21 protein-coding genes are annotated in these 22,287 nt (G+C 64.9%); 9 read left to right on the forward strand and 12 right to left on the reverse strand.

Going from position 1 to position 22,287, the window contains the following annotated elements:
• Positions 1–8: 8 nt before the first annotated feature.
• The 3 genes from ACZ46K_RS04785 to ACZ46K_RS04795 all read right to left on the reverse strand — a co-directional run bounded on the left by ACZ46K_RS04785 (position 9) and on the right by ACZ46K_RS04795 (position 2,930).
• Positions 9–1,280, reverse strand: a complete 1,272-nt coding sequence (locus ACZ46K_RS04785) for a reverse transcriptase family protein (protein WP_464746935.1) — start codon at positions 1,278–1,280, stop codon at positions 9–11.
• A 254-nt stretch (positions 1,281–1,534) separates the two neighbouring features.
• Positions 1,535–2,494: a DUF1648 domain-containing protein gene (locus ACZ46K_RS04790; RefSeq protein ID WP_054810693.1), complete on the reverse strand. Its 960-nt coding sequence runs from the start codon at positions 2,492–2,494 to the stop codon at positions 1,535–1,537.
• 34 nt (positions 2,495–2,528) lie between these two features.
• A complete protein-coding gene (locus ACZ46K_RS04795; RefSeq protein WP_464749237.1) occupies positions 2,529–2,930 on the reverse strand; it encodes an SdpI family protein in 402 nt (133 codons plus the stop codon).
• Between the two features lie 103 nt (positions 2,931–3,033).
• Here ACZ46K_RS04795 and leuS point away from each other — a divergent pair, with 103 nt between their 5' ends.
• Entirely contained in the window at positions 3,034–5,907 is a 2,874-nt protein-coding gene (leuS, locus tag ACZ46K_RS04800) for a leucine--tRNA ligase (protein WP_464746937.1), read from the forward strand.
• Positions 5,908–5,991: 84 nt separating this feature from the next.
• Here the strand turns inward: leuS and ACZ46K_RS04805 are convergent, their stop codons facing one another.
• Positions 5,992–7,224 carry an HNH endonuclease signature motif containing protein gene (locus ACZ46K_RS04805; RefSeq protein ID WP_464746939.1) on the reverse strand — a complete coding sequence of 411 codons (1,233 nt, stop codon included), beginning with the start codon at positions 7,222–7,224 and terminating at the stop codon, positions 5,992–5,994.
• Positions 7,225–7,386: 162 nt separating this feature from the next.
• Here ACZ46K_RS04805 and ACZ46K_RS04810 point away from each other — a divergent pair, with 162 nt between their 5' ends.
• Entirely contained in the window at positions 7,387–8,109 is a 723-nt protein-coding gene (locus ACZ46K_RS04810; protein WP_054807283.1) for a hypothetical protein, read from the forward strand.
• 122 nt (positions 8,110–8,231) lie between these two features.
• Complete coding sequence (locus ACZ46K_RS04815; RefSeq protein ID WP_054807282.1) at positions 8,232–8,618, forward strand: glyoxalase/bleomycin resistance/extradiol dioxygenase family protein; 387 nt, start codon at positions 8,232–8,234, stop codon at positions 8,616–8,618.
• Between the two features lie 32 nt (positions 8,619–8,650).
• Here the strand turns inward: ACZ46K_RS04815 and ACZ46K_RS04820 are convergent, their stop codons facing one another.
• The 3 genes from ACZ46K_RS04820 to ACZ46K_RS04830 all read right to left on the reverse strand — a co-directional run bounded on the left by ACZ46K_RS04820 (position 8,651) and on the right by ACZ46K_RS04830 (position 11,125).
• Positions 8,651–9,553: an alpha/beta fold hydrolase gene (locus ACZ46K_RS04820; RefSeq protein ID WP_464746942.1), complete on the reverse strand. Its 903-nt coding sequence runs from the start codon at positions 9,551–9,553 to the stop codon at positions 8,651–8,653.
• The gene (locus ACZ46K_RS04825) at positions 9,550–10,266 is read right to left on the reverse strand and encodes a TetR/AcrR family transcriptional regulator (RefSeq protein WP_054810563.1); all 717 of its coding nucleotides are present in this window, start codon (positions 10,264–10,266) and stop codon (positions 9,550–9,552) included. Before ACZ46K_RS04825 ends, ACZ46K_RS04820 begins: the two co-directional genes overlap by 4 nt.
• A gap of 94 nt (positions 10,267–10,360) precedes the next feature.
• A complete protein-coding gene (locus tag ACZ46K_RS04830; protein WP_464749238.1) occupies positions 10,361–11,125 on the reverse strand; it encodes an alpha/beta hydrolase in 765 nt (254 codons plus the stop codon).
• A 235-nt stretch (positions 11,126–11,360) separates the two neighbouring features.
• Here ACZ46K_RS04830 and ACZ46K_RS04835 point away from each other — a divergent pair, with 235 nt between their 5' ends.
• From ACZ46K_RS04835 to ACZ46K_RS04845, 3 genes are read left to right on the forward strand one after another with little or no spacing between them, the layout of a single operon-like run.
• The gene (locus tag ACZ46K_RS04835) at positions 11,361–11,744 is read left to right on the forward strand and encodes a nuclear transport factor 2 family protein (RefSeq protein WP_054807281.1); all 384 of its coding nucleotides are present in this window, start codon (positions 11,361–11,363) and stop codon (positions 11,742–11,744) included.
• Positions 11,744–12,721 (forward strand): alpha/beta hydrolase, encoded by a 978-nt coding sequence (locus tag ACZ46K_RS04840; RefSeq protein ID WP_464746944.1) that lies wholly within the window; start codon positions 11,744–11,746, stop codon positions 12,719–12,721. The genes ACZ46K_RS04835 and ACZ46K_RS04840 overlap by 1 nt, the downstream gene beginning before the upstream one ends.
• Positions 12,722–12,759: 38 nt before the next feature.
• Positions 12,760–13,830 carry a DUF6777 domain-containing protein gene (locus tag ACZ46K_RS04845; protein ID WP_464746946.1) on the forward strand — a complete coding sequence of 357 codons (1,071 nt, stop codon included), beginning with the start codon at positions 12,760–12,762 and terminating at the stop codon, positions 13,828–13,830.
• Positions 13,831–13,838: 8 nt separating this feature from the next.
• On the opposite strand, the gene ACZ46K_RS04850 is transcribed toward ACZ46K_RS04845, so the two are convergent.
• Both ACZ46K_RS04850 and ACZ46K_RS04855 read right to left on the reverse strand, forming a co-directional pair.
• The gene (locus ACZ46K_RS04850; RefSeq protein ID WP_464746948.1) at positions 13,839–14,525 is read right to left on the reverse strand and encodes an SDR family oxidoreductase; all 687 of its coding nucleotides are present in this window, start codon (positions 14,523–14,525) and stop codon (positions 13,839–13,841) included.
• Positions 14,526–14,571: 46 nt separating this feature from the next.
• Complete coding sequence (locus ACZ46K_RS04855) at positions 14,572–15,222, reverse strand: SanA/YdcF family protein (RefSeq protein ID WP_464746950.1); 651 nt, start codon at positions 15,220–15,222, stop codon at positions 14,572–14,574.
• 51 nt (positions 15,223–15,273) lie between these two features.
• Between ACZ46K_RS04855 and ACZ46K_RS04860 the strand changes: the two genes are divergently transcribed.
• Both ACZ46K_RS04860 and ACZ46K_RS04865 read left to right on the forward strand, forming a co-directional pair.
• Complete coding sequence (locus ACZ46K_RS04860; protein ID WP_054806073.1) at positions 15,274–16,284, forward strand: PHP domain-containing protein; 1,011 nt, start codon at positions 15,274–15,276, stop codon at positions 16,282–16,284.
• Between the two features lie 16 nt (positions 16,285–16,300).
• Positions 16,301–17,755, forward strand: a complete 1,455-nt coding sequence (locus ACZ46K_RS04865; RefSeq protein WP_464746952.1) for a flavin-containing monooxygenase — start codon at positions 16,301–16,303, stop codon at positions 17,753–17,755.
• Here the strand turns inward: ACZ46K_RS04865 and ACZ46K_RS04870 are convergent.
• From ACZ46K_RS04870 to ACZ46K_RS04880, 3 genes are all read right to left on the reverse strand, one after another.
• Positions 17,692–18,537, reverse strand: a complete 846-nt coding sequence (locus ACZ46K_RS04870) for an enoyl-CoA hydratase/isomerase family protein (RefSeq protein ID WP_464746954.1) — start codon at positions 18,535–18,537, stop codon at positions 17,692–17,694. The two genes, ACZ46K_RS04865 and ACZ46K_RS04870, sit on opposite strands and share 64 nt — an antisense overlap.
• A complete protein-coding gene (locus tag ACZ46K_RS04875; protein ID WP_054806071.1) occupies positions 18,534–19,967 on the reverse strand; it encodes an acyl-CoA synthetase in 1,434 nt (477 codons plus the stop codon). The genes ACZ46K_RS04870 and ACZ46K_RS04875 overlap by 4 nt, the downstream gene beginning before the upstream one ends.
• 245 nt (positions 19,968–20,212) lie before the next feature.
• Positions 20,213–20,827 carry a helix-turn-helix domain-containing protein gene (locus ACZ46K_RS04880; protein ID WP_464746956.1) on the reverse strand — a complete coding sequence of 205 codons (615 nt, stop codon included), beginning with the start codon at positions 20,825–20,827 and terminating at the stop codon, positions 20,213–20,215.
• 265 nt (positions 20,828–21,092) lie between these two features.
• Between ACZ46K_RS04880 and ACZ46K_RS04885 the strand changes: the two genes are divergently transcribed.
• The gene (locus ACZ46K_RS04885; RefSeq protein ID WP_054806070.1) at positions 21,093–22,286 is read left to right on the forward strand and encodes a Rieske 2Fe-2S domain-containing protein; all 1,194 of its coding nucleotides are present in this window, start codon (positions 21,093–21,095) and stop codon (positions 22,284–22,286) included.
• Position 22,287 lies beyond the last annotated feature (1 nt).

Below are 22,287 nucleotides of genomic sequence, written 5' to 3' on the forward strand. Positions count from 1 at the left end.
GGCGACCCTCAGGATTCCCAGTCGACCGCCGCGGCCATCTGCAACAGCCGTTGTCTGCGTGTCGGTGACGTGGCGCCGATCCAGGCGATCAGCCCGTACACGTGGGCCCGGAAATCGAGATGGCCACTTCGGTTCTGAGACGCTGCGCCCTCCCGGACCGCGTTGTGCAGCAGCGCGCGCAGAGTGTCGTACTCGGAGCGGGCGACCTGTGGCCGGTCGTTGACGACCAGGCCCGCGAGGCGCTGCCGCTGATGCCGGTGCATGATCCGAAGCTTGTCGGGATGTACGACGAATCCCTCCGCGGACACCACTCGAATCACCATCCACAGTGTTCGGTCGACGTCGAGTGTGTTCCCCGACAACGCCAGGTCGTCGCCGTATCGGGTGTAGTGCAGGTCGTTGCGCCGGGCATATGCGTCGAGACGCCGGTCCAGCGCCCGCAACACCAGGTTCGCCAAGTGAGGCGACGTCGGCGCGCCCTGCGGCAGATGCCTGTCGCGCAGCAGAGCCGCATGCGCCGAGGCGACACCGGGAAGCGCATCGACCGGGGTCGTGGTCGTGCACAACTCGGAGAGCAGGCGAGCGATCCGCGGTGGGTAACCGGCGCGGTCGAACACTCCCCTGACACGACGGAGGGTAATCGTCTCGAAGCAGTGGCGCAGGTCGATGCGCAGCACCGTGCCCCGGTCGGTGTGCGGCCAGGCGAACGCGGCAGGCGACGAACCCGGAACGAACCCGCGAGCGGCCGGATGCACAGGTATCTTTCCGACAAGTCGGTGGAGTAGACGTCGCTGTGTCTCGCGCATCCGTGGTTTCGGTGCTTCGATGACGCGGACACCATCGCGTTTCGTGCGATGCCAGATTCGGTAATGCCGAGGCGTTGGTCCGGCGGTGCGCAACCAGTTGCCGCGGTCGGCGAACCACTCGAGTTCGGGAACAGTGAGATCGAGCCAGTGCGCGAGCTGATCGACGGCGTAGAGGTCGGGTAACCCCTCGAGCACGGACCCGGTCGACGTCGGCTCGTGCAATTCGATGCGTCGACGCGCCGCCGGCGTGGGGATCGTCCACGGTGCGAGTGCGTCGACCACGGCAGCGGCGGGGTGACGCGGCTCTGCCCGTGCCAGACGGAACAAGCGATGCGCGACATCGGGGGCGATCTCCCCGGGCAGGACGGAGTCGAGTGCCCGCAGCACTTCGGGCCATGTCCAGGCGGTGTAGATCCGTGAGAATGCGGCCGCCGCCTCCGAGACCTCGTCGGCGGGAAGTGACGGTTCGGTCATGAGAGGGGAACGGTGCTGTTCAGGACGGACGGCATGCAGGATGGACGGCACGCGAGGTGACCTGAACCTCGTGGTCGCGGCGCCGTTCAGCACGCGCAGCGTGCGGTGCGGCGTCGGTCGCAGGAACCAACTGTGAACTGCACCCAGGGGTTGCCCCTGAGACGGATCGGATCGATCCGCTCTCACCTCGCCTGCCGCCCATGGTCCCGATGTTGCCAGATCCGAGGAGGAAACGCCGGGTGGAAATAGAAGGACTATGCCCGTCGATCGGCGAGGGTGTTGATCGCGCCTGCCATCTCCTCGGCGCGGTCGGTCGTTATCGTGAGTTCGTGACCTGATTCGGTGGTGATCACCAGCGCGGGACCGGTGTTCGTGACAAGCCCGTACCGGTTGGGCCGCTTGATCCGCATCCCCCATCCTCCCCAGTCCTGGAACGGGCGTGTCTCGGTGACCTTCGCGCCGATGATCTCGTCGAGGTCGTAGTCGAGCGCGGAGGCGCCGAGGTTGCGTACCGACACCCGCTGTTCGTCCACTCGCACAGTGAATCGGAGCAGGCTCAGGATCAGGAGACACGACGGAAGTGCGATGGCCATGGGCCACCAGCTCCCCATCATGAGGCACACGATGATCACGGGGACCAGTACGAGAAGTGCGATCACGACGGTGGTGGGCCGGCCGGTACCGACCTGGTCGACGATGGGCAGCTCGACGGGGCCGCGTGGCAGCGACGGGTCGGGCGTTGTCGTCGCGATCGGACGCTCCCGATAATCGCGGAGCAGGCCCGCGCCGAGCCATCCGACCACGACACCGAGACACATGCCCAGCCCGAGTGACCACGCAGGGAACGGCGCGTCCGACGGGTCGGACACATCCAGCTGTGCGGCCAGGGTCGCGACGTACAGCGTCGCCATCAGGAAGGTCACCGCAAGCCCGATCACCAGCATGTACCGCCGCATCATCAACTGTGCCTGGGCGAGTACCGCGATCGCGCAGCATCCGCCCCCGACCAGTGCGATCAGTAGCGCCATCGTCCACGCGCCGGCCATCGGACTCGTGAACGAGTCGGGAGTCGAGCCCGACCAATGGGATGCGACCTCAGCAGGCAGCCTCGGCTCCCATGCGGCGGTGAGAATCAGAACGGCGATAGCGCACAGCAGTGGGATCGCCAGCCCGAACACGGCGCCGGCGGGGTCGATGGTGCGGCGACTGGTCATGGCCACATGGTATGGACAGCCGCAGGAGTGAAGATCAGGCGGTCGGTTCGCACATTCCGCTCAGGCTGCACGACCCGCAGGACGTCCCGCAGCCGGCCTCCTCGGGCTTCGTGGCTTCCGCGACCCGCGCGGCGATGGACCCACCGGCGCCCGCAGTGAGCAGTGCCGCCACGACGGTCACGACGACGGCGACCACGCCCCAGACGGTCGGCAGGGTCAACGCTGCGACGCCACCGAAGACACACAGCGCAGCTGCGCCGAGCATGCTGGGTGCGGCGACCTTGTTGGACATGGCGAAGGTGGCGTCGTCGCGGAGTGACTCCGACGTGCGCACACCCGCCCAGCGGTTGCGCGGCAACTTGCCGGTCAGCGCCGCGACACCGACCGCGCCGACAGCGAGGGCGATAAGGAAAAGCAGAATGGCGACGATCAGCACCCGATCAGGATACCGCCGCGTGTGGCCGCCCCAACCGTCGGGTGCGGGCACGTTCTACCCTGGTTGGAGCCCACAAACGCCGGCCGAGTAGATAGCGATCACCGTGACCCGTCCCCATCAGTCCTCCACACCGTCGTCCGACGCCACCCCGCAGCATCGCTACACGGCGGAACTCGCGGGGCAGATCGAGCAGCGCTGGCAGGAGTTGTGGCGCGAGCGCGGCACCTTCCACGCACCCAATCCGGTGGGCGACCTCGCCGGCAGTGACCCTGCAAGCGGGGTGCCCGCCGACAAGCTGTTCGTGCAGGACATGTTCCCGTACCCGTCGGGCTCCGGTCTGCACGTCGGGCACCCGCTCGGCTACATCGCGACCGACGTCTACGCCCGCTTCCATCGGATGCAGGGCCACAACGTGCTGCACACGCTCGGCTACGACGCGTTCGGTCTGCCCGCCGAGCAGTATGCGGTGCAGACAGGCACCCATCCCCGCACCACCACCGAAGCCAACATCGTGAACATGAAGCGGCAGCTCGGGCGTCTGGGGCTCGGCCACGACGACCGTCGCTCCGTCGCGACCACCGATGTCGACTTCTACCACTGGACGCAGTGGATCTTCCTCACGATCTACAACGCGTGGTACGACACCGCCGCAGGCAAGGCCCGCCGGATCGGCGAGCTCGAGGCCGAATTCGCCGACGGCACGCGCGCCCTCGGCGACGGCCGCGACTGGGCGTCGCTGTCGGTGAGTGAGCGCGCCGCGGTGTTGGACTCGTACCGCCTCGTCTACCAGTCGAATTCGCTCGTGAACTGGTGCCCCGGACTGGGTACCGTGCTGGCCAACGAAGAGGTCACGGCCGACGGCCGTTCGGAGCGCGGCAACTTCCCCGTGTTCCGGAAGAACCTGCGGCAGTGGATGATGCGCATCACCGCGTACTCCGATCGCCTCATCGACGACCTCGAGTACCTGGACTGGCCCGACAAGGTCAAGTCCATGCAGCGCAACTGGATCGGTCGCTCGAACGGCGCCCAGGTGGCATTTGCGATCGACGGTGCGGATGCCGCGGTCGAGGTCTTCACGACCCGCCCCGACACCCTGTTCGGCGCGAGCTACGTCACCCTCGCACCCGAACACGAACTCGTCGACGAGATCGTCGCATCGGCGTGGCCGGACGATGTCGACGAGCGCTGGACCGGCGGTGCTGCGACCCCCACCGACGCCGTTGTTGCGTACCGGGCGGCGATCGCCGCGAAATCCGACCTGGAACGCCAGGAGTCGAAAGAGAAGACAGGTGTGTTCCTCGGCACGTACGCCGTGAACCCGGTCAACGGTGAAAAGCTCCCCATCTTCATCGCCGATTACGTGCTCACCGGGTACGGCACCGGCGCGATCATGGCCGTCCCCGGCCACGACCAGCGCGACTGGGAATTCGCGACCGCGTTCGGGCTGCCCATCCGCGAGGTCATCTCGGGTGGCGACATCACGACCGAGGCCTACACAGGCGACGGCACTCTCGTGAATTCCGGCCTGCTGGACGGACTGAGCATCGCCGACGCGAAGAAGACCATCATCGCGAAACTCGAGGAAGACGGCACCGGCACCGGTACCGTCCAGTACAAGCTGCGCGACTGGCTCTTCGCCCGCCAGCGTTACTGGGGCGAGCCGTTCCCGATCGTCTACGACGAGCAGGGTGGCGCACATGCACTGCCCGATTCGATGCTGCCGGTGGAACTTCCGGAGGTCGAGGACTACGCGCCGGTGTCGTTCGACCCCGACGATGCGAACTCCGAGCCGTCTCCCCCGCTCGCGAAGGCCACCGACTGGGTGAACGTCGAACTCGATCTGGGCGACGGGCTGCAGCGCTACACCCGCGACACCAACGTGATGCCGCAGTGGGCGGGCAGTTCGTGGTACCAGCTGCGCTACATCGACCCGACGAACTCGGAAGAGTTCTGCGCCAAGGAAAACGAGGCGTACTGGACGGGTCCGCGACCCGAACTGCACGGCCCGAACGATCCGGGTGGCGTCGACCTGTACGTGGGCGGTGTCGAGCACGCGGTGCTGCACCTGCTCTACGCTCGCTTCTGGCACAAGGTGCTTTTCGACCTCGGCTATGTCACATCGTCCGAGCCGTACCGCCGCCTGTTCAACCAGGGCTACATCCAGGCCTACGCCTACACCGATGCGCGTGGCGTGTACGTTCCCGCCGACGAGGTGGTCGAGCGTGACGGCAAGTTCTTCTGGACGGGTCCCGAAGGTGAGCAGGAAGTTGCCCGCGAATACGGAAAGATGGGCAAGTCGCTCAAGAATTCCGTTGCGCCCGACGAGATCTGCAACGACTTCGGTGCCGACACCCTGCGCGTGTACGAGATGTCGATGGGTCCCCTCGACCAGTCTCGTCCGTGGGCGACCAAGGACGTCGTGGGTGCGTCGCGGTTCCTGCAACGCGCGTGGCGTCTGGTGGTCGACGAGGAGACCGGTGCTGTCCGCGTCACCGAGGACGAGCCGGGCGAGGACACCCTGCGCGCGCTGAACAGGGCCGTCGCCGGCGTGACCGACGATTACGCTCATCTGCGCGACAACACCGCGATCGCGAAACTGATCGAGTACACGAATCACCTGACGAAGCAGTACCCGTCGGGTGCGCCGCGCACCGCGGTCGAGCCGCTCGTGTTGATGATGGCTCCGGTCGCGCCGCACCTCGCAGAGGAGCTGTGGTCGCGGCTCGGGAACTCCGAACCACTTGCGCACGGGCCTTTCCCGACCGCCGACGAGAAGTGGCTGGTGGCGGATTCCGTCGAGTACCCGATCCAGGTCAACGGCAAGGTCCGCAGCCGCATCACCGTTCCTGCCGATGCGTCGCCCGACGCCATCGAGGCCGCGGCGTTGGCCGACGAGAAGATCGTCGAGCTGCTCGCGGGTGCCGCGCCGCGCAAGGTGATCGTGGTGCCCGGCAAGATGGTCAACATCGTCAAGTAGGACGTCGAGGACAGCGCGCAGCCACCGCTGCCAGGGCACACGGGTGCCCTGGTAACGGTGGCTGTCTTTGTGATCTGGTGTGAACTAGGCGACCAACTCGGGCCTGTTCCCTGGTATCGGTGTCCGGAACAGATCGATGCTCGCGGGTGGAATGAACTGTGGCCGAAGCTCTTTAGTCATCTCGACTTCCCACTCGGTGTGGTGCATCAACCGGTGATGATGTCCGCAGGGCAGCACCAGATTGTCGAGGTCGGTGTCGCCGCCGTCGACCCAGTGGTCAATGTGGTGGGCATCCGCCCACGCCGGTGGGGTGGTGCACCCCGGGAAAGCACATCCGCCGTCTCTCACAGTCAACGCTCGGCGTTGCGCCGTCGTCGCGGAACGGTGCGTCCGGCCGTGCGCCAACGGCACGCCGTGTTCGTCGAGCAGGATCCGAGTGACCTGGCAGTCGCAGGCGAGCATCCGGGCGGTGTCGATCGACAACGGTCCGGCCCACGGTTCGGTGGCGTATCCCTGTTCTGGGGAGTTCGCGAAGAGTTCTTTGACGGCGGTGTTCTTGGTCAGATCCGTGATCGACGCGGTGACCGTCACATGCGGTTTCACACCGCCTTCGACGGGGACGAGTCCGGCGGCTTCGACGCACTGCAGGAGTTGCTCGAACGCATCGGCGGTGCGTCTGGATGCCGGTCGGTCGTCGGTGATGCCGTTCGTTTCGGGCCTCGGTGCCGACAGTGGTGAGAGCAGGTGCCGCAGGCGGGCTCCGGTGACGGCATCGAAGTCGCCTGTGATGACGACCCTGCCGTGCAGGGTGGTGGAGACGAACAGTTCGTTGCGGGTCGAGTCTTCACCGGGTGGTGGTCCGTCGCCGGTGCCGTAGAGGTGTTCGAGGCGGCGGATCAGGGCGCGGACGGTCGCCTTGGTGGCGACTTTCTTGCTGGCGTGGTCGATGAGGATGGTGCGGGCTTTCTCGAAGTCGCACGGGTTCATATTCCGTGGGTAGTGCTGGCAGAAGTAGGCGATCTGGCGAGCTTTGTCTGCGTCGAGCAGCCCCGAGCTGTATGCCTCACGCACTTCCGGTTCGAGTCGTAGTAGACGAGCCAGTGATTCGATGCGGTGGCATTCACCGAGTTCGAGGTTGGTTGCTGCGGCGAGCCAGTGGGCGGGGCTGCGGTAGCCGTGGTCTTTGACGGTGTCGCGTTCGTACATCGCGATCATCAGATCCACGCGGTGCACCTGCGCGGTGTGGATTTCGGCGGAGACGGCGAGTGTCTCGGCCCTCAGTTGCTTGTTGTCGAGTTTCCAGAGTTCCCCACCCATGATCGAATTGTATAGAACATAATTTCGAACTACAAGTGTTACTCGAATGAAGATTCGAATGAATGCTGCGGTGCGTCCGTTGGGTACGTACGCTTCTGGATAGCTCCGCCAACGGATCTGTGGTTCCGCCCCGGATCCCCGAGAGAAAGTGATTTTCGCGCTGTGAAGAAGCCTCTCGTCGCCGGCCTGGCGTGTCTCACCGTGTGTGTGCTGAGCGCCTGCGGTACCGATTCCGGTAGTGCCGAGACCGACGCGACGTCCACGCCGTCGGCTGCGGTCGTTCCCTCGGAGGTGGTCCTCTCGGATCCGGATGCCCCGGCGGGTTACATCCACACCGATGTGGCCGACACGCTCGACTCGGATGTCGGTGAGGTGAGCAATGACGAGGTGATCGCGATGTTCACCGAGATCAGTGGCAGCACCGTCACCGATCCCGCGGAGTGCGGCGTACTCGTGCCCACCGCGGTGGATACTGTGCTGCGACTCAACGAGGATCGGGCAGGCACGGCCGTCTCCGAGTACACCTCCGATGGCACCGACGGATCCGACAGTGCCATCACCATCATGGTCACCACCAGCGACACCGGACCTCGGGCACCCGAGAACCTCGACGGGTGCGCGAGTTTCACCCGGACGAGCTCGTCCGGCGACACCGAAGCGTCTGTCACCTACCGGGTCTCCCCACTGGATCTCGATGTCGAGGGAGCCGACACGTTGATCGCTGCCCGCGCGGAGGCGGACCAGGGCGGGGCAGCCGAGTCCACCACTCTCGTCGCCGGGACGGTCGACGGCGTGTACTTCCAGATCAACGCCACGGGACCGGTCGACGATCAGCTGGTCAGCGACCTGGCAGAACTGCAGATCGGCAAGATCGAAGGAGTCTGAGTAGCGCTGAACGAGCAGTGGTCTCGACAACTCCACGCGAACCTGGTATTTCTGGAAACAGCGTCGCGTGTCGATGACGGACTGCGTCAGGCATGGAGGCGTCGAACCCTTAGGGATTCCTCTTGACCATCTCGCTCAACCACACCATCGTCGCCGCCAGAGACAAGCAGCATTCGGCGTACTTTCTCACCGTCTTGTTCGGCCTCCCGGATCCGGTTCCGGCGGGTCATTTCCTGGCTGTTCAACTCGAGAACGGCGTCACCCTCGACTTCGCGGAGCCACCGCCGCACGTCGAGTTGTCGCCGCAGCACTACGCATTCCTGGTGTCGGAGGACGACTTCGACAAGATCTACGGGCGCATTCTCGAACAGAAGCTCGAGCACTGGGCGGATCCCCGCCAGTCGGCGCACGGGATCAACCGAAACGACGGCGGACGCGGAACATACTTCCTCGACCCGTCCGGTCACTACCTCGAAATCATCACCCGGCCATACGGTTCGGGCGGGTAGCCGGCGAGGCTGTATGGGCGGGACCGCCCAGTCTATCCGACAGCGCTGCGGTGGGAGCGGGCGGCGAGGTCGCGGATGAAGCGGGCGATTTCGCCGGGCTTCTCTTCGGCCATGAAGTGGCCGGCCTGGATGGGCTCATACGCCAGATCGGGCGCCCATGCCCGCCAGAGCGACGCGGCGTCGAACCCCAGCTGGGAGCCCCAGTCCTGAGAAATTACTCCGACGGGCATGGTGAGTTGCTTGCCTGATTCGCGGTCCTCGCGGTCCATGTCGAGGTCGATACTCGCTGTGGCGCGGTAGTCGGCGACGATGGAGTCCACAGAACTCACCGAGCTGTCGATGTAGTGCCGGCGGACTTCGGGCGGGAACGTCGAACCATCGGTGTCCCAGGCGTCCAGGAACGAGCCGAAGAACTCGGGCCCGACGGCGCGGATCATCTTCTCGGGGAGACCTGTGGGCTGTGCCATGAGGTAGAGGTGCCAGGCGACCTTGGCGTCGACGCCGTGCAGGACGTCCCAGGTGTCCAAAGCGGGCAGCACGTCGAGGATCCCGAGAAACTGCACCGACTCCGGATGGTCGAGTCCTGCGCGAACACCGACGAGGGCGCCTCGGTCATGGCCGATCAGGCCGAAACGGTCGTGGCCGAGCGCTTCGGCTATGCGCAGGATGTCTCGGGCCATCGTCCTCTTCGAGTAGGTCTCCCTGTTCTGCTCTGCCGGTTTGGCGCTCTCGCCGTACCCCCGCAGGTCGGGGACGATGACCGTGTGCTGTTCAGCGAGCTCATGTGCGACGTGGCGCCACATGTAGTGGGTCTGCGGGAACCCATGGAGGAGGACGATCGCAGGTCCGGTACCTGTCACAGCGACGTTGAGGTCGACTTCGTCGTCTCCGGGTAGCGTCCGGTAGCGGAATCCATTGATGGTCAATCGGTTCACAGGGTGTCCTTCGCAATGGTGTCGGTCGGTTCGGCAGCGGTACGGCCCGAGAAGATACCCGCGGGAAGTGAGTGTTCCGCGGAAGGTGTGGCGCGTAGTGCAGGGATCAGAACGGTGTCGACGAGGGATTCGAGGTAGCGGTCGTCGATCTCCAATCCGTTGAGGCGCCGAAGCAGGATCACGGCGCCGGCAACTTCTTCGAACGGGAACGGGTCGGTGCCCTCGTGCGGCAACTCCCCACGACCGATGGCCGCCCGGACGACGGTCTTCGGTAGCCGGGCCCCGGTCGGCCCCACGGATCGTTCGATCTCCTCACAGAGTTCCGGATCCTCGAGGCCGGCTTGGAGCAGCAGCATCGCGGTCTGGCCATCTGCAGAGCGCATGGACTGCACGAGGCGACGACACAGGGCGAGCAGGTCACCGCGCAAACTTCCGGTGTTGATTTCATCCGGCTCGTCGCGGCGTGAAGGGCCTGCTTTCAGTGCGGAAACCACCATGTCTCTCTTGGACTTCCATCGTCTGTAGAGAGTGGCCTTGGATGCGCCCGCCCGCCGGGCCACCTCTTCGAAAGTGACTCCGTCATAGCCGACTTCGGAGAGGAGCGAGAGTACGGCAGCGAGGATCTCCCTCTCTCGTTGGTCATCGCGCGGGCGTCCCCCGCGATGGGTGCGTGGCCGGCGCCCGTCGAACTCGTCCTTATTAAGATACGGCACGTTTCGTATCGTAACAGGGCGTGTGGCGATCGCCGCAACTGAAACGACCGGGATCACCTTCTCGGTCGTCGATCACGGTGTCCGACGAGTACCGCTACGGAAGCTGCTCGTGCACGAAATCGAGCACGTCGCCGAGCACCTCGTCGCGGTTCGTCTCGTTGAAAATCTCGTGTCGCGCACCGGGATACACCTTCGACGACGAACCGCGACCGGCGAATGTCGCCCAGCCTGTGGAGGTGCCGTCGATGGGGACGAGACTGTCGTCGCTGCCGTGCAACCAGAGCACGGGCACGGTGTCGACGGTCCCTGCCGCGGTGATGGTGTCGAGGCAGCCCTTCAGGGCTTCGACGGTGGGTCGCTTGAACGGCCCGTGCCACACGAGCGGATCGTCGACGTAGGCGCGTCCGACCTCCGGGTTGCGCGACAGGGTCGACGGATCGATCGGGGTATCGGGGATCTCGTCGGCGGCAAGGAGTGCGTCGACGGTGGCCCACCTGCCGAGTACAGGACCGGACAGCACCACTGCCGCGAGCGCGTCGCCGTGGATCTGGGTGTACCGAGCGGCGATCATGCCGCCCATCGAATGCCCGATGAGCACCACGGGAAGTCCGGGATGTTCGCGTCGCGCAGTGACGTCGAGGAGCCGGAAGTCGTGGACGACGTCCTCGAAGTTCTCGACGAGGACCCGCTGTCCGTCGCTGAGTCCGTGCCCGATGTGGTCGATCGCATAGACGACGGCGCCGTCGGAGGTCAGGCGGGTCGCGACGTATCCGTATCTCCCGGAGTGTTCCCCGTAGCCGTGGCACAGCAGCGCGATGTAGCGGGGCGACTCCGGTTCCCAGCGCCGTGCCGCAAGCATGACCGAATGGCCCGCCAGGGTGAAGGCGGTGTCTGCTGTGGAGTGGGAATCCGGGGAACCAGAACCTCCGGTGGAGCCGGAACGGTCGGTGAAAGCAGGGTCGGCGCTCATCAACTGCATTCCTGTCCTGGGAACGAATGGTGCGCACAGGATCGCACGTTCATCTTCTGGTCGAGAGCGAGATCGTGCACTACTCTGCAAAATAGAACACGTTCTAAGGTTTGAAAGGAGCACCATGGCACCGACCCGTGACGCGATCCGCGACACCGTCGAGAACTATGTCCGCGCGGTTGCGAAGGGCACCACCGAGGATGTCCTCGCGCTCTACGCGCCGGGCGCGACCGTCGAAGATCCCGTCGGTACCCCCGCGCGCACCACCGAGGCGGAGATCCGCGAGTTCTACAGCGTGATCGAACCGCTCGACCAGGCCGGCGAGGTGATCACTCTCAAGATCGCCGAGAACAATGCCGCCTTCCTGTTCCGCCTGGTCACGCACCTCGGCGAGCAGGACATGGTGATGGAGGTCGTCGATGTCATGACCTTCGACGACGACGCGAAGATCACCAGTATGAGGGCGTACTGGAGTCAGGACGACATGCAGACGGTACCCGCGACCTGATGCCGGTCCGCTCGGTCGAAGTCGATGGTTTCACGTGGAACATTCACGATGAGGGCGTAGGACCCGCGGTCGTGATGTGTCACGGCTTCCCCGGCCTCGGCTACAGCTACCGACACCAGGTGGAGACGCTCGCCGCGGCGGGCTATCGCGCGGTGGCTCCCGACATGCCCGGTTACGGAGGCACCGATCGCCCGAAGGCCGTTGGGGAGTACACCAATATCGCGGTCGCGGATCGGTTGAGGAGGCTTCTCGACGCACTCGGCATCCATCGGGCGGTGTTCGTCGGACACGACTTCGGTGCCCCTGTCACGTGGACGATGGCCCTGCGGCATACCGATCGAGTGGCCGGCCTGGTCCTGCTCGCGGTGCCGTACGCGCCGGATCGGCTGCCTGCGCGACCGACAGAGTTGTACGCCGCGATGGCCCGCAAGCATTTCCTGCACCTGCACTACTTCCAGCAGCCGGGTGTCGCCGAGGCCGAGCTCGATCCGCGCGCGGCGGAGTTTCTTGCACGTGTGTTCTTCGCACTTTCGGGCGAATACCGATATCTCGACATCTGGAGCCATCCGTCGGAGGGGCACGGATACCTCGACGTGCTGCCGGCGGCGCCGGAGCTTCCGTGGGACTGGCTCAGTGTGGCGGAACTCGCGCACTACGCGGACGAATTCTCCCGCACCGGATTCGGCGGTGGCCTTTCGTGGTACCGCGCCTACGACGCGAACTGGGAGGCATCCGCGCACCACGCGGGTGTGGACATCGAGGTACCGACATTGTTCGTCGCGGGCGCATCCGACCCTGTGATCACGATGTCCGGGCCGCATGCGCTCGAGCGGATGCGGCAGACCGTACCCGATCTACGGGGACTCCATTTGCTCGACGGTGCCGGTCATTTCGTACAAATGGAGCGTCGACGTGAGGTCGACGACCTGCTGCTCGACTTCGTAGCGGACGTGTATCCCCGCAAACGATTCGAATAACCCGGCGCGGTGGGTCCCGTCGTCCTAGGCTGACGATCGTGGCCACCGACACCGCAATACGCGGATTCGGAATGGTGCTCGCTCTGACTGCGCTCGTGGCAGGTGCGTGTTCGTCCGGCGGTTCCGGTTCTCCGGATCCCGTGCGACTCGACATCGCGACCGCACAGAGCGACCACCCCTGGACCGGACTTCTACTGCCGGCCCAGGTTCCCGTCGCGGTTCCACCACCCCCCGACGATGCCCTCGCGGAGTCCGGAGATCCGGTTTCGTCGGACGGAACACCCGCCGTCGCGGGCGACCGTGTCGCGCTCTACGGGGGGAGCCTCCACCGGGAACTGTGCGACCGGAACGAACTGGTCGCGACCCTGACGAGCGACGCGGCCAAAGCGGCGGCCTGGAAGGCCAAGGTCGGTGCCGACGACATCCTCGAGTACACGAACGCCCTCACTCCGGTTCTGCTCCGCGCGGATACCCGCGTCACGCGCTACGACTACATCGACGGCACTGCCCGACCCGTCCAGGCGGTGCTCGAGGCAGGAACCGTGGTGCTGGTCGACGACCGCGGGATGCCGCGTGTGCGGTGCGCGCGCGGTAACCCCCTGTCGCCACCGGTGCTGGCGAGGGACACCGATATCGAAGGCACCGAGTGGACGGGGTTCGATCCCGAACGACTGTTCGTCGTGCAGGCCGCTGCCAATGCGGTGAACGAGTTGAAGGTCGTCGACATCACGACCGGCGCGCTACTCGCGGTGCCGATCGGTGCGGGTCCGCTCTCCCCGGTGGCACCGCCGCCATCACCGGCCCCGTCCTCGACCTCCGGGTTCGCAGAGACACCCGACGCCGTCGAGCAGAACCCGGCACCGGCACCCGCCCCCGCACCGAATCCGCCGCCCCGGGCAGAGGCACCGCCGCCGCCTCCTCCTGCCCCGGCACCCGCGCCTCCACCTCCAGCGCCTGAGCCTGCGCCCCCGGCACCCGAGCCGGTGCCGCAGATACCCCCACCGCCTCCACCCGCGCCGGCCCCCGCACCTGCTCCGGCCCCGCCGCCCCCGCAGATCCGGATCAACGTGCCGGGTGGGCCTCCTGTAGTGATTCCCCTACCGTTCTGAGCGCGTGATCAGGACCCGGGCGGCGACCACGGCCGCAGGATGATCTCGGCCGGATGCGCGTCGGAGGGTGTCTCGACGGCGTTCCGGACCGCACGCGCCACCGTCGACGCTTTCAGGAACCGCGAGGGGTCGTAGTCGTCGCCCTCGGTCTGGACGATCGCGCGCTGCATGTCGGTGTCGATCCGACCCGGATGCACCGATGTCACCCGCAACGCCGGTTCTTCGAGACGCAATACGTCGCCGAATGCACGCAGTGCGAACTTGCTCGCGGCATAGGCTCCCCATCCGGGATTCGCGCGGATACCGGCTCCCGAATTGATCAGCACGACATGTCCGTTCGCGGCCCGCAATGCCGGGATCAGCAGCTGCGTCAGTGCCACGACGGACAGGAGGTTCGCGTCCATCATGTGTCGCCACTGCTCGACGTCACTGTCGGCGACAGTGCCGAGCTCGGCCGCACCCGCGTTGTGGACGAGGACGTCGAGCCGATCGATCCCGGTCGTCGCGGCGGTCAGCGCGTCGTGATCGAGCAGGTCCACGGGCCACGGCCTGCTGCCCGGGAGCTCCTCGGTGATGGCGGTGAGCGAGTCGGGTCGGCGGCCGCCGAGGAGAAGATCGTGGGTGGGGGCGAGTTCGCGGGCGATCGCGGCGCCGAGGCCACGGCTCGCTCCGGTGATGAGAGCTGAAGGTCGCATCCGATCACACTAGGGCGATCACAGCGGGACCGAACCGACCCGGTGGTCAGCGGACGGCGAGGATCTCGGCGAGCGTGTCGTCGGGAGGAGTCGATACCGCAGGGTCGCGGGGAAAGCGGAGTTCCAGGAATGCCTTCGGACGCGACAACACCCATTCGCGCAGATGGCTGCGAATCTGCGACACGAGCCGCACCTGTCCGCCCGCCACGACACCGGTCGCGTCGATCCCCGCGCGCAGACACAACGCGACCGCACGCGCCAGATGGAACCGCTGCGTCGTGATAGTCGCCTCTCGCACCCCGAACGTGCGCACCGCCCGCTGCGCGGTGTCGAAGGTGTCGAGACCGTACGGGTCTGCCACGATGCGGTCGCGGTCCACGCCGTGCTCGACGAGGTAGTCGATCATCGCGGTGATCTCGTTGCCGGAGCGTCCCTCGGCGTCGCCGGAAACGAGGACCGCGTGGGCGCGGCCGTCCCGGACGAGCGACACCGCGACGTCGAGGCGCCCGCGCAGGAATGCACCGGGCCTGCCGTTTTGTACCCGCGCGCCGGGCACGATCACCACGGGAGCCGGTGGTGCGTCGGCGAGGCTGTACATCCGGCCCTGCGCAGACGAAGCGACCTGCGAGGACACCCACACAAACGCCGACCCGGTCGCGATGCATCCGGTGAGCAGCACTATTCGACGTCTCGACATGGTGCCCACATTACGGAGCGCAACCTGTGGGCACGCGTCCACAATGGTGAGATGGACCCGGTGGCCGCGCTCCGCGAGATCGCGTTCTGGCTCGAGCGTCAGCACGCGTCGACCTATCGTGTGCAGGCGTACCGGAATGCCGCCGACGTGGTCGCGGGCCTCTCCGAAATCGCTCGAGCGAAGCACCGTCGCGCCGACGACTGGACCGAACTCGCCGGGATCGGGCCGAAGACCGCGACCGTGATCCGGCAAGCGTTCGACAGTGTCCCCGACTACCTGCAGAGTGTGCGCGACGAAGCCGAGCCGATCGGTCGCGGCAGTCGCGAACTCCTCGAAGCGCTGAAGGGCGATTTGCACACCCATTCCGACTGGTCCGACGGCGGCAGCCCCATCGACGAGATGCAACGGACCGCCACGACGATGATCGGGCACGAGTACATGGCCTTGACCGACCACTCCCCTCGGTTGACGGTGGCGAACGGGCTGAGCGCCGAACGCCTCCACACGCAGTTGTCCGTCGTAGCGGAGCTCAACGAGAGCGCACAGGGCACCAGGATCCTCACGGGCATCGAGGTCGACATCCTCGACGACGGGTCGCTGGACCAGGACGAAGGGCTCCTCGCAGCCCTCGACATCGTCGTTGCGAGCGTGCACTCGAAGCTGCGCGATGACCGGGCGACGATGACGAAGCGGATGCTGGGGGCCGTCGAGAATCCGAATGTGGATGTCCTCGGGCACTGCACCGGCAGGCTCGTCACCGGCGGTCGCGGGCAGCGACCCGAGTCGACGTTCGACGCGGAGGCAGTGTTCACGGCGTGCCGCGATTACGACACCGCGGTGGAGATCAATTCGCGTCCCGAACGTCGTGATCCACCGTCGCGACTGATCGATCTCGCGCTGGATATCGGGTGCCTGTTCTCGATAGACACCGACGCGCATGCCCCGGGGCAGCTCGACTGGCTCGGGTTCGGATGCGAGCGCGCGGCCGAGCGGGGTGTCGAACCCGACGTGGTGATCAACGCGTGGCCGGTGGATGATCTGTTGACGTGGGCGAGTCGGTAGGGACGAGGAGGCAGGAGTGGGCATGGAACACGTCGATGTGCTGGTCGTCGGTGCCGGACTGTCCGGTATCGGTGCCGGATACCGACTGCAGACGCAGTGCCCGGACCGCACCTACGCGATTCTCGAGGCTCGCGACAGTGTCGGTGGTACGTGGGATCTGTTCCGCTACCCGGGAATTCGATCCGACAGTGATATGTACACGCTCGGGTATCCGTTCCGGCCGTGGCGCGGGGAGAAATCGATCTCCGACGGCGCGAGCATCCTGCAGTACGTGCGCGACACCGCCGCGGAGTACGGCATCGACGCCAAGATCCGATTCGGGCATCGCGTCGTGTCGGCGGCATGGTCGAGCACCGATGCGCGGTGGACAGTCCGGGTGCGCTCCGGCGGTGAGGACTCGGGCGGGGAGGACACACAACTGAGTTGTGCGTTCCTGTATCTGTGCAGCGGGTACTACAGCTACGAATCCGGTTATCTACCTGACATTCCCGGCCTGGATGATTTCGCCGGAACCGTCGCGCATCCCCAGTTCTGGCCCGACGACCTCGACTACGAAGGTAAGAAGGTCGTGGTGATCGGCAGTGGCGCCACCGCGGTGACTCTCGTGCCCTCGCTTGCGGAGAAGGCCGAGCGCGTGACGATGCTGCAGCGGTCGCCTTCGTATGTGATGTCGTTGCCGTCCCGCGATCCGATCGCGACCCGTATTCGGAAATACTTGCCCGACAAGGTGTCCCACCGGGTGATCCGCGCGAAGAACACGGTGGCCAATCTGGGCTTCTACCAGCTGTGTCAGCGTCTTCCCGGGGTGGCGAAACCTGTACTGCGCCGGCTTGCGAAGCGACATCTGCGTGATGGGTCGACCGTTGATCCGCATTTCACCCCGAGCTACCGGCCCTGGGATCAGCGAATGTGTCTGGTGCCCGACGCCGATCTGTTCAAGGTTCTCAACTCCGGTGCCGCGGACATCGTGACCGGCCACATCGATACCGTCACCGAGAAGGGCGTGCTGCTGAAGTCGGGCGACCACCTCGATGCCGAAATCCTCGTCACCGCGACCGGGTTGCGCCTCGTTCCCGCCGGCGGCGTCGAATTCACGATCGACGGTGAGACCGTGGATCTCGCCCGTCACTACACCTATCGCGGGATGATGCTCAGCGGCGTACCCAATCTTGCGCTGTGTCTCGGATACACGAACGCGTCGTGGACACTGCGCGCCGACCTCGCATCCCTGTACGTGTGCCGCCTGCTGAATCACATGCAGCGAAGCGGTTATCGCGTCGCCCGGCCGGTATCGCATCACGACACCTCACCGCAGCCGCTGCTCGGTTTGACGTCGGGTTATGTCGCGCGTTCGGAAAGCATTCTTCCGAAACAGGGTTCACGGAGCCCGTGGTTGATGCGGCAGAACTATCTGCTCGATCTACCCACGATGCGATTCGGCCGGATCGACGAGTCGATGGAATTCACGTGAGTTGATTCGCGCATCGCGTGGCTGAATTGCGGAGACCTGCCGGACAGGAAGGCCTCGAGTCCGATCTCGAGATCGGGGTTGGTTGCGTCTCGCCAATAGTGCTCCAGCTCGTCGTCGAGTCGCCCGCGGGCGGCCGCATCGATCATCTCCTTCGCAGCTCGTTGCGTGATCGAGGACCTCGACGCGATGGATTCCGCCAAAGTCATGGCGTGGGCGACGAGCGTCTCGTCCGGGACCACCTCGGTGACGACGCCGAGTTGTGCCGCAAGAGCACTGCCGATACGGTCCCCCGTGATCACCAGCCGTTTTGTCGTGGCAGGGCCCAGAGTGAGCACCATCCGACGGATTGTCCGCGCTGGGTAGATCACGCCGAGCTTCGCTGGAGTGACAGCGAACTCGGAACCTTCTGCAGCCACCCGGAAGTCGCATGCAAGAGCGAGTTGTGCACCCCCGCCGATGCAGTATCCGCGGATGGCTGCGATTGTCGGCTTGGGAAAGGCTGCGAGCGCCTCCTCTGCATCGGTGACTCGATCTTCCATACGGATGCCTTCTACACGTGCCGATCGAAGTTCACGAATATCCATGCCAGCACAGAACTGTGCTCCTGTACCAGTGAGTACAACGACCGAAATCGCGGGGTCGTCCGCGAGTTGTTCTAGTACGGAAATCAATTCGTCGAGCATCCCACCGGTGAGTGCATTGTGCCGGCGCGGGTGATCGATTATGAGAACTGCGACGTTCCGGTGGGTCTCCGTCCGAATCTCGGCACGCTCGAGGCTCATCGCTTCGTCAGGTGATCGTCGATCAGGATCTTCTTCTGGACTTTGCCCATCGCGTTGCGCGGCAGGGTATCGACGAATCGGATCTCTCGCGGACGTTTGTGGATCGAAAGGGTGCGCGCGACGAAATCAGGCAGCGCACCATCGTCGTGACAGTCGCCCACCACGTACGCGACGATTCTCTGCCCCAGATCGTGGTCGGGAACACCGATGACCGCAGCCTCGCGAACCTCGGGATGATTCAGCAGTGCCTGCTCTACTTCGCCTGCCCCGACCCGGTATCCGCCGGACTTGATCATGTCGACCGACTCCCGTCCGACGATGCGGTGCAAGCCTTGTTCGTCGATCGCGGCGATGTCGCCGGTCTTGAACCAACCATCGGCAGTCATGGATTCCGCAGTCTTGGCTGGGTTTCCGAGGTATCCGCCGAACAATGTGTCGCCCGCAACCTCGAGCCGACCCACTGTTTCCCCGTCGTGCGGGACCGGATTGCCCGATTGGTCGAGCAGGCGCGTTCGCACTCCGCGGATGGGACTCCCCACCCAGCCGGGTCTGCGTTCACCGGTGGACCGTGTGCTGAGCGTGATGAGGGTTTCGCTCATTCCGTACCGCTCGATCGGGGTGAGACCGGTGAGCTTCACGATCCGTTCGAACAGTGGAACCGGCAAAGGGGCACTGCCCGAGACGAGGAGCCGTGCCGATGTGAGGGCCCGTGCGGCCGCGGTGTTCGCGCAGATTCGCGACCACACGGTGGGAACACCGAAGTACAGCGAACCGGATGCTGCCGCATACGCCTCGGGGGTAGGTCGTACCGTGTGAACAATGGGCGAGCCGTGCCGTAGAGCTCCCACGACGCCCAGGATGAGCCCGTGCACGTGGAATAGTGGAAGCCCGTGCACGAGAGTGTCATCCGGACTCCAGTTCCACGCCTCGGCCAAGCCGTCCAACCCGGCGGCGATCGCGGAGCGGGACAGTACGACGCCTTTCGGGGAACCGGTGGTACCCGAGGTATACATGATCATCGCTGTTGCCTCAGGATCCGGCTCGCGATGCGTCGCCGAGGAACGGGCTTGCGCGTCGACCGCGACCGATGGAAGAGAGATGTCCTCACGCGAAGAGCCGAGCCAGATCTGTGCGCCGGAGTCCTTCAGGATGTGTGCACGCTCGCTCGGGCCGGAGTCGGGCGGAACCGGAACAGCCGGCACGCCCGCCATGAGGCATCCCGTTACCGCGATGACCGTCTCGATACTCGCCGTGGCATCGACTGCAACGCTTGAAGCACCGGCGATCTCGTTTGCCACTGCGGATGCTGCGGCGATGAGTTCGGATCGGGTGAGGGCGCTGTCGCCCACCCGGACCGCATCGGGGCCGTCGGCTCCGTGGCCGGAATCCTGAAGAGCGGTGAGTAGTGGCAGCGGCGTGAGAGCTGTCATGGGGAGGTCCCTTTCGGGCGGCAGAGTGATTGGCTGTCCACATTCGGAGCAGAGCGCTACATATGGCTGCGTCAGCCTATGATCTCCTCGTGTATTCGTCAACCATCGTATTTGAAATAGGTTGCATGAACGGCGTTTTCATTGCTGTCCGCGTCTTCGGAAGATGCGGTCGTGATGAACTTCGCCGCCCTGTCATGAGGCCGTGCGAGCTGTCAGGACCGAGCGCGATCGGTACGTGAGCGGACTCAGCCGGCAGGTTTCGTGGGAGGTTCGGACTCGGCGCCCTCACCGGGGAGAGGGTCGAAGAATGCGGCCGTGTTGATTGTTGCGAGTTCGCGACTGGCCGCCTCGTACAGGCCGGTGAGTACTTGCATCGACCGGACCGCGTGATGCATCTTCGTCACGCTGTCGCTGAGCTCCTCGAGGTTGGTGCTCAAGGTCTGCTGGCGCAACTGGGCGTACCGATCGGTGACCTCACGGCCGGTCGGGGTGACAGTGAAGACCGACGAAGTCCCCGACTTGGTGCGCTCCAGCAAGCCGAGGCTCACCAATTTCCGGAGGTTGTACTGCAGATTCGGAAGATCGTCCCGATTGGTCAGCTGGGCGATCGTCGCTGTGTCCTTCGATCGTTCCTGCATGCGCACGACGTGTAGAGCGACGACCTCGTTGAATGTCAGGTCGATGTCGGAGGAAACCCGAATGGCCTGGACCGCGAACCGCTGGAAGCCGCCCTCGACCTGGAGGATCGCGAACTCGAAGGCCGTCAGCGCCTCTTCGTAGGCGTTGTCCGCGAGGTGCCAGCGTCGCCCCGGTGCCAGCGACTCGGGTTGTCCGGACGACCGGGGTTCGGTGTTGCTCATCTTTTCTTCCGTAGTCCGCTCGTCGGTGGCTTGTGCTGCGCATGGGGTGTTGGACACAGATGTTACCAGCGACGACTCGAATGATCAGTTGATCATTCATAGAAAATTGATTGACATTCCACGGAGGATGGATATTGTGGTCTGCAACACCCCCTTGTTTCGACTTCGAATCGATGGCCCATCAGCCCGGGCCGCTCGCCCATCCGGCAAGACCATGCGGATGGGAGCCACTATTCCCCGACCACATCCTCCGGAGGTCACTTCGATGACAACTACCTCTCACAGCGGCTCGTCCGCCGGAGCCACCCGGCAGTACGCGCCGTACGTCAAGGCCGATTGGGGCTACGCCAATCACTGGTATCCCGCACTGTTGTCCCACGAACTCGAGGACGACACTGCCAAAGGTGTCACTATCGGCGGTCACGACATCGCACTGCGACGTTCGGCCGGCAAGGCATACGCGGTTTCCGACCGTTGCATCCACCGAGGTGTGAAACTCTCGGCCAAGCCGATGTGCTTGTCGGAAGGCACCATTACCTGCTGGTACCACGGATTCACCTACGGACTCGAGGACGGCAGCCTCACCACTATTGTAGGAAATCCCGATGACTCACTGATCGGGAAAGTGGGCATCCGCACCTATCCCGTCGAAGAGGTCAACGGGATCATCTACGTGTTCGTGGGAGAGGACGACTACGGCACCCCACCCCCTCTCAGTGCCGACCTTCCGGCACCGGTTACCAACGACCCCAACGATTCTCCAGTCGCGCACCTACTGGACGAGGGAATTGTCATTCGTGGCATCCACCGCAAACTGGTGGGCAACTGGCGTCTTGCGGCGGAGAACGGCCTCGATCCCGGTCACCTTCTGGTGCACTGGGACAACCAGATTCTGGTAGCGCTCGACCGGGCGCTGCCGCTCGGAGTCAACGCTCTGACCGACTCCGCGACCGAGGAAATCGACATCCCGGACGGTCCCAAGGGCGTGATGAACCGTTACGACCGGCCGGACCTCTACGAGCCGGTGCTGGACAACCCGAAGGTCAACATGAAGGCCCGAGGTACTGTGCCGCACTATTTCCGCACGTCACTGTGGGTTCCGGGGGTCCTGATGGTTGAGCATTGGCCGATCACCGATCACGTGCAGTACGAGTTCTACGTGCCGATCGACGATCACCATCACGAGTACTGGGAGGTCATCGCCACCCGCGTGACCACTGAAGAAGACATCGCCGAGTTCAACTTCAAGTACGACAATTTCATGCTCCCTCTCGCACTCGAGGGGTTCAACAACAGTGACGTCTTCGCACGCGAAGCCACTGAGGAGCACTACACCAGATTCGATGGTTGGAACAATGAAATGCTCTGCGACATGGATTATTCCATCGTTGCATGGCGCAAGATGGCGTCGCGGCACCCTCGCGGCTTCTTCGAGTCCCCCTACGAGGACGAGGACTAGC

This window comes from Rhodococcus sp. JCM 9793 (assembly GCF_055380405.1).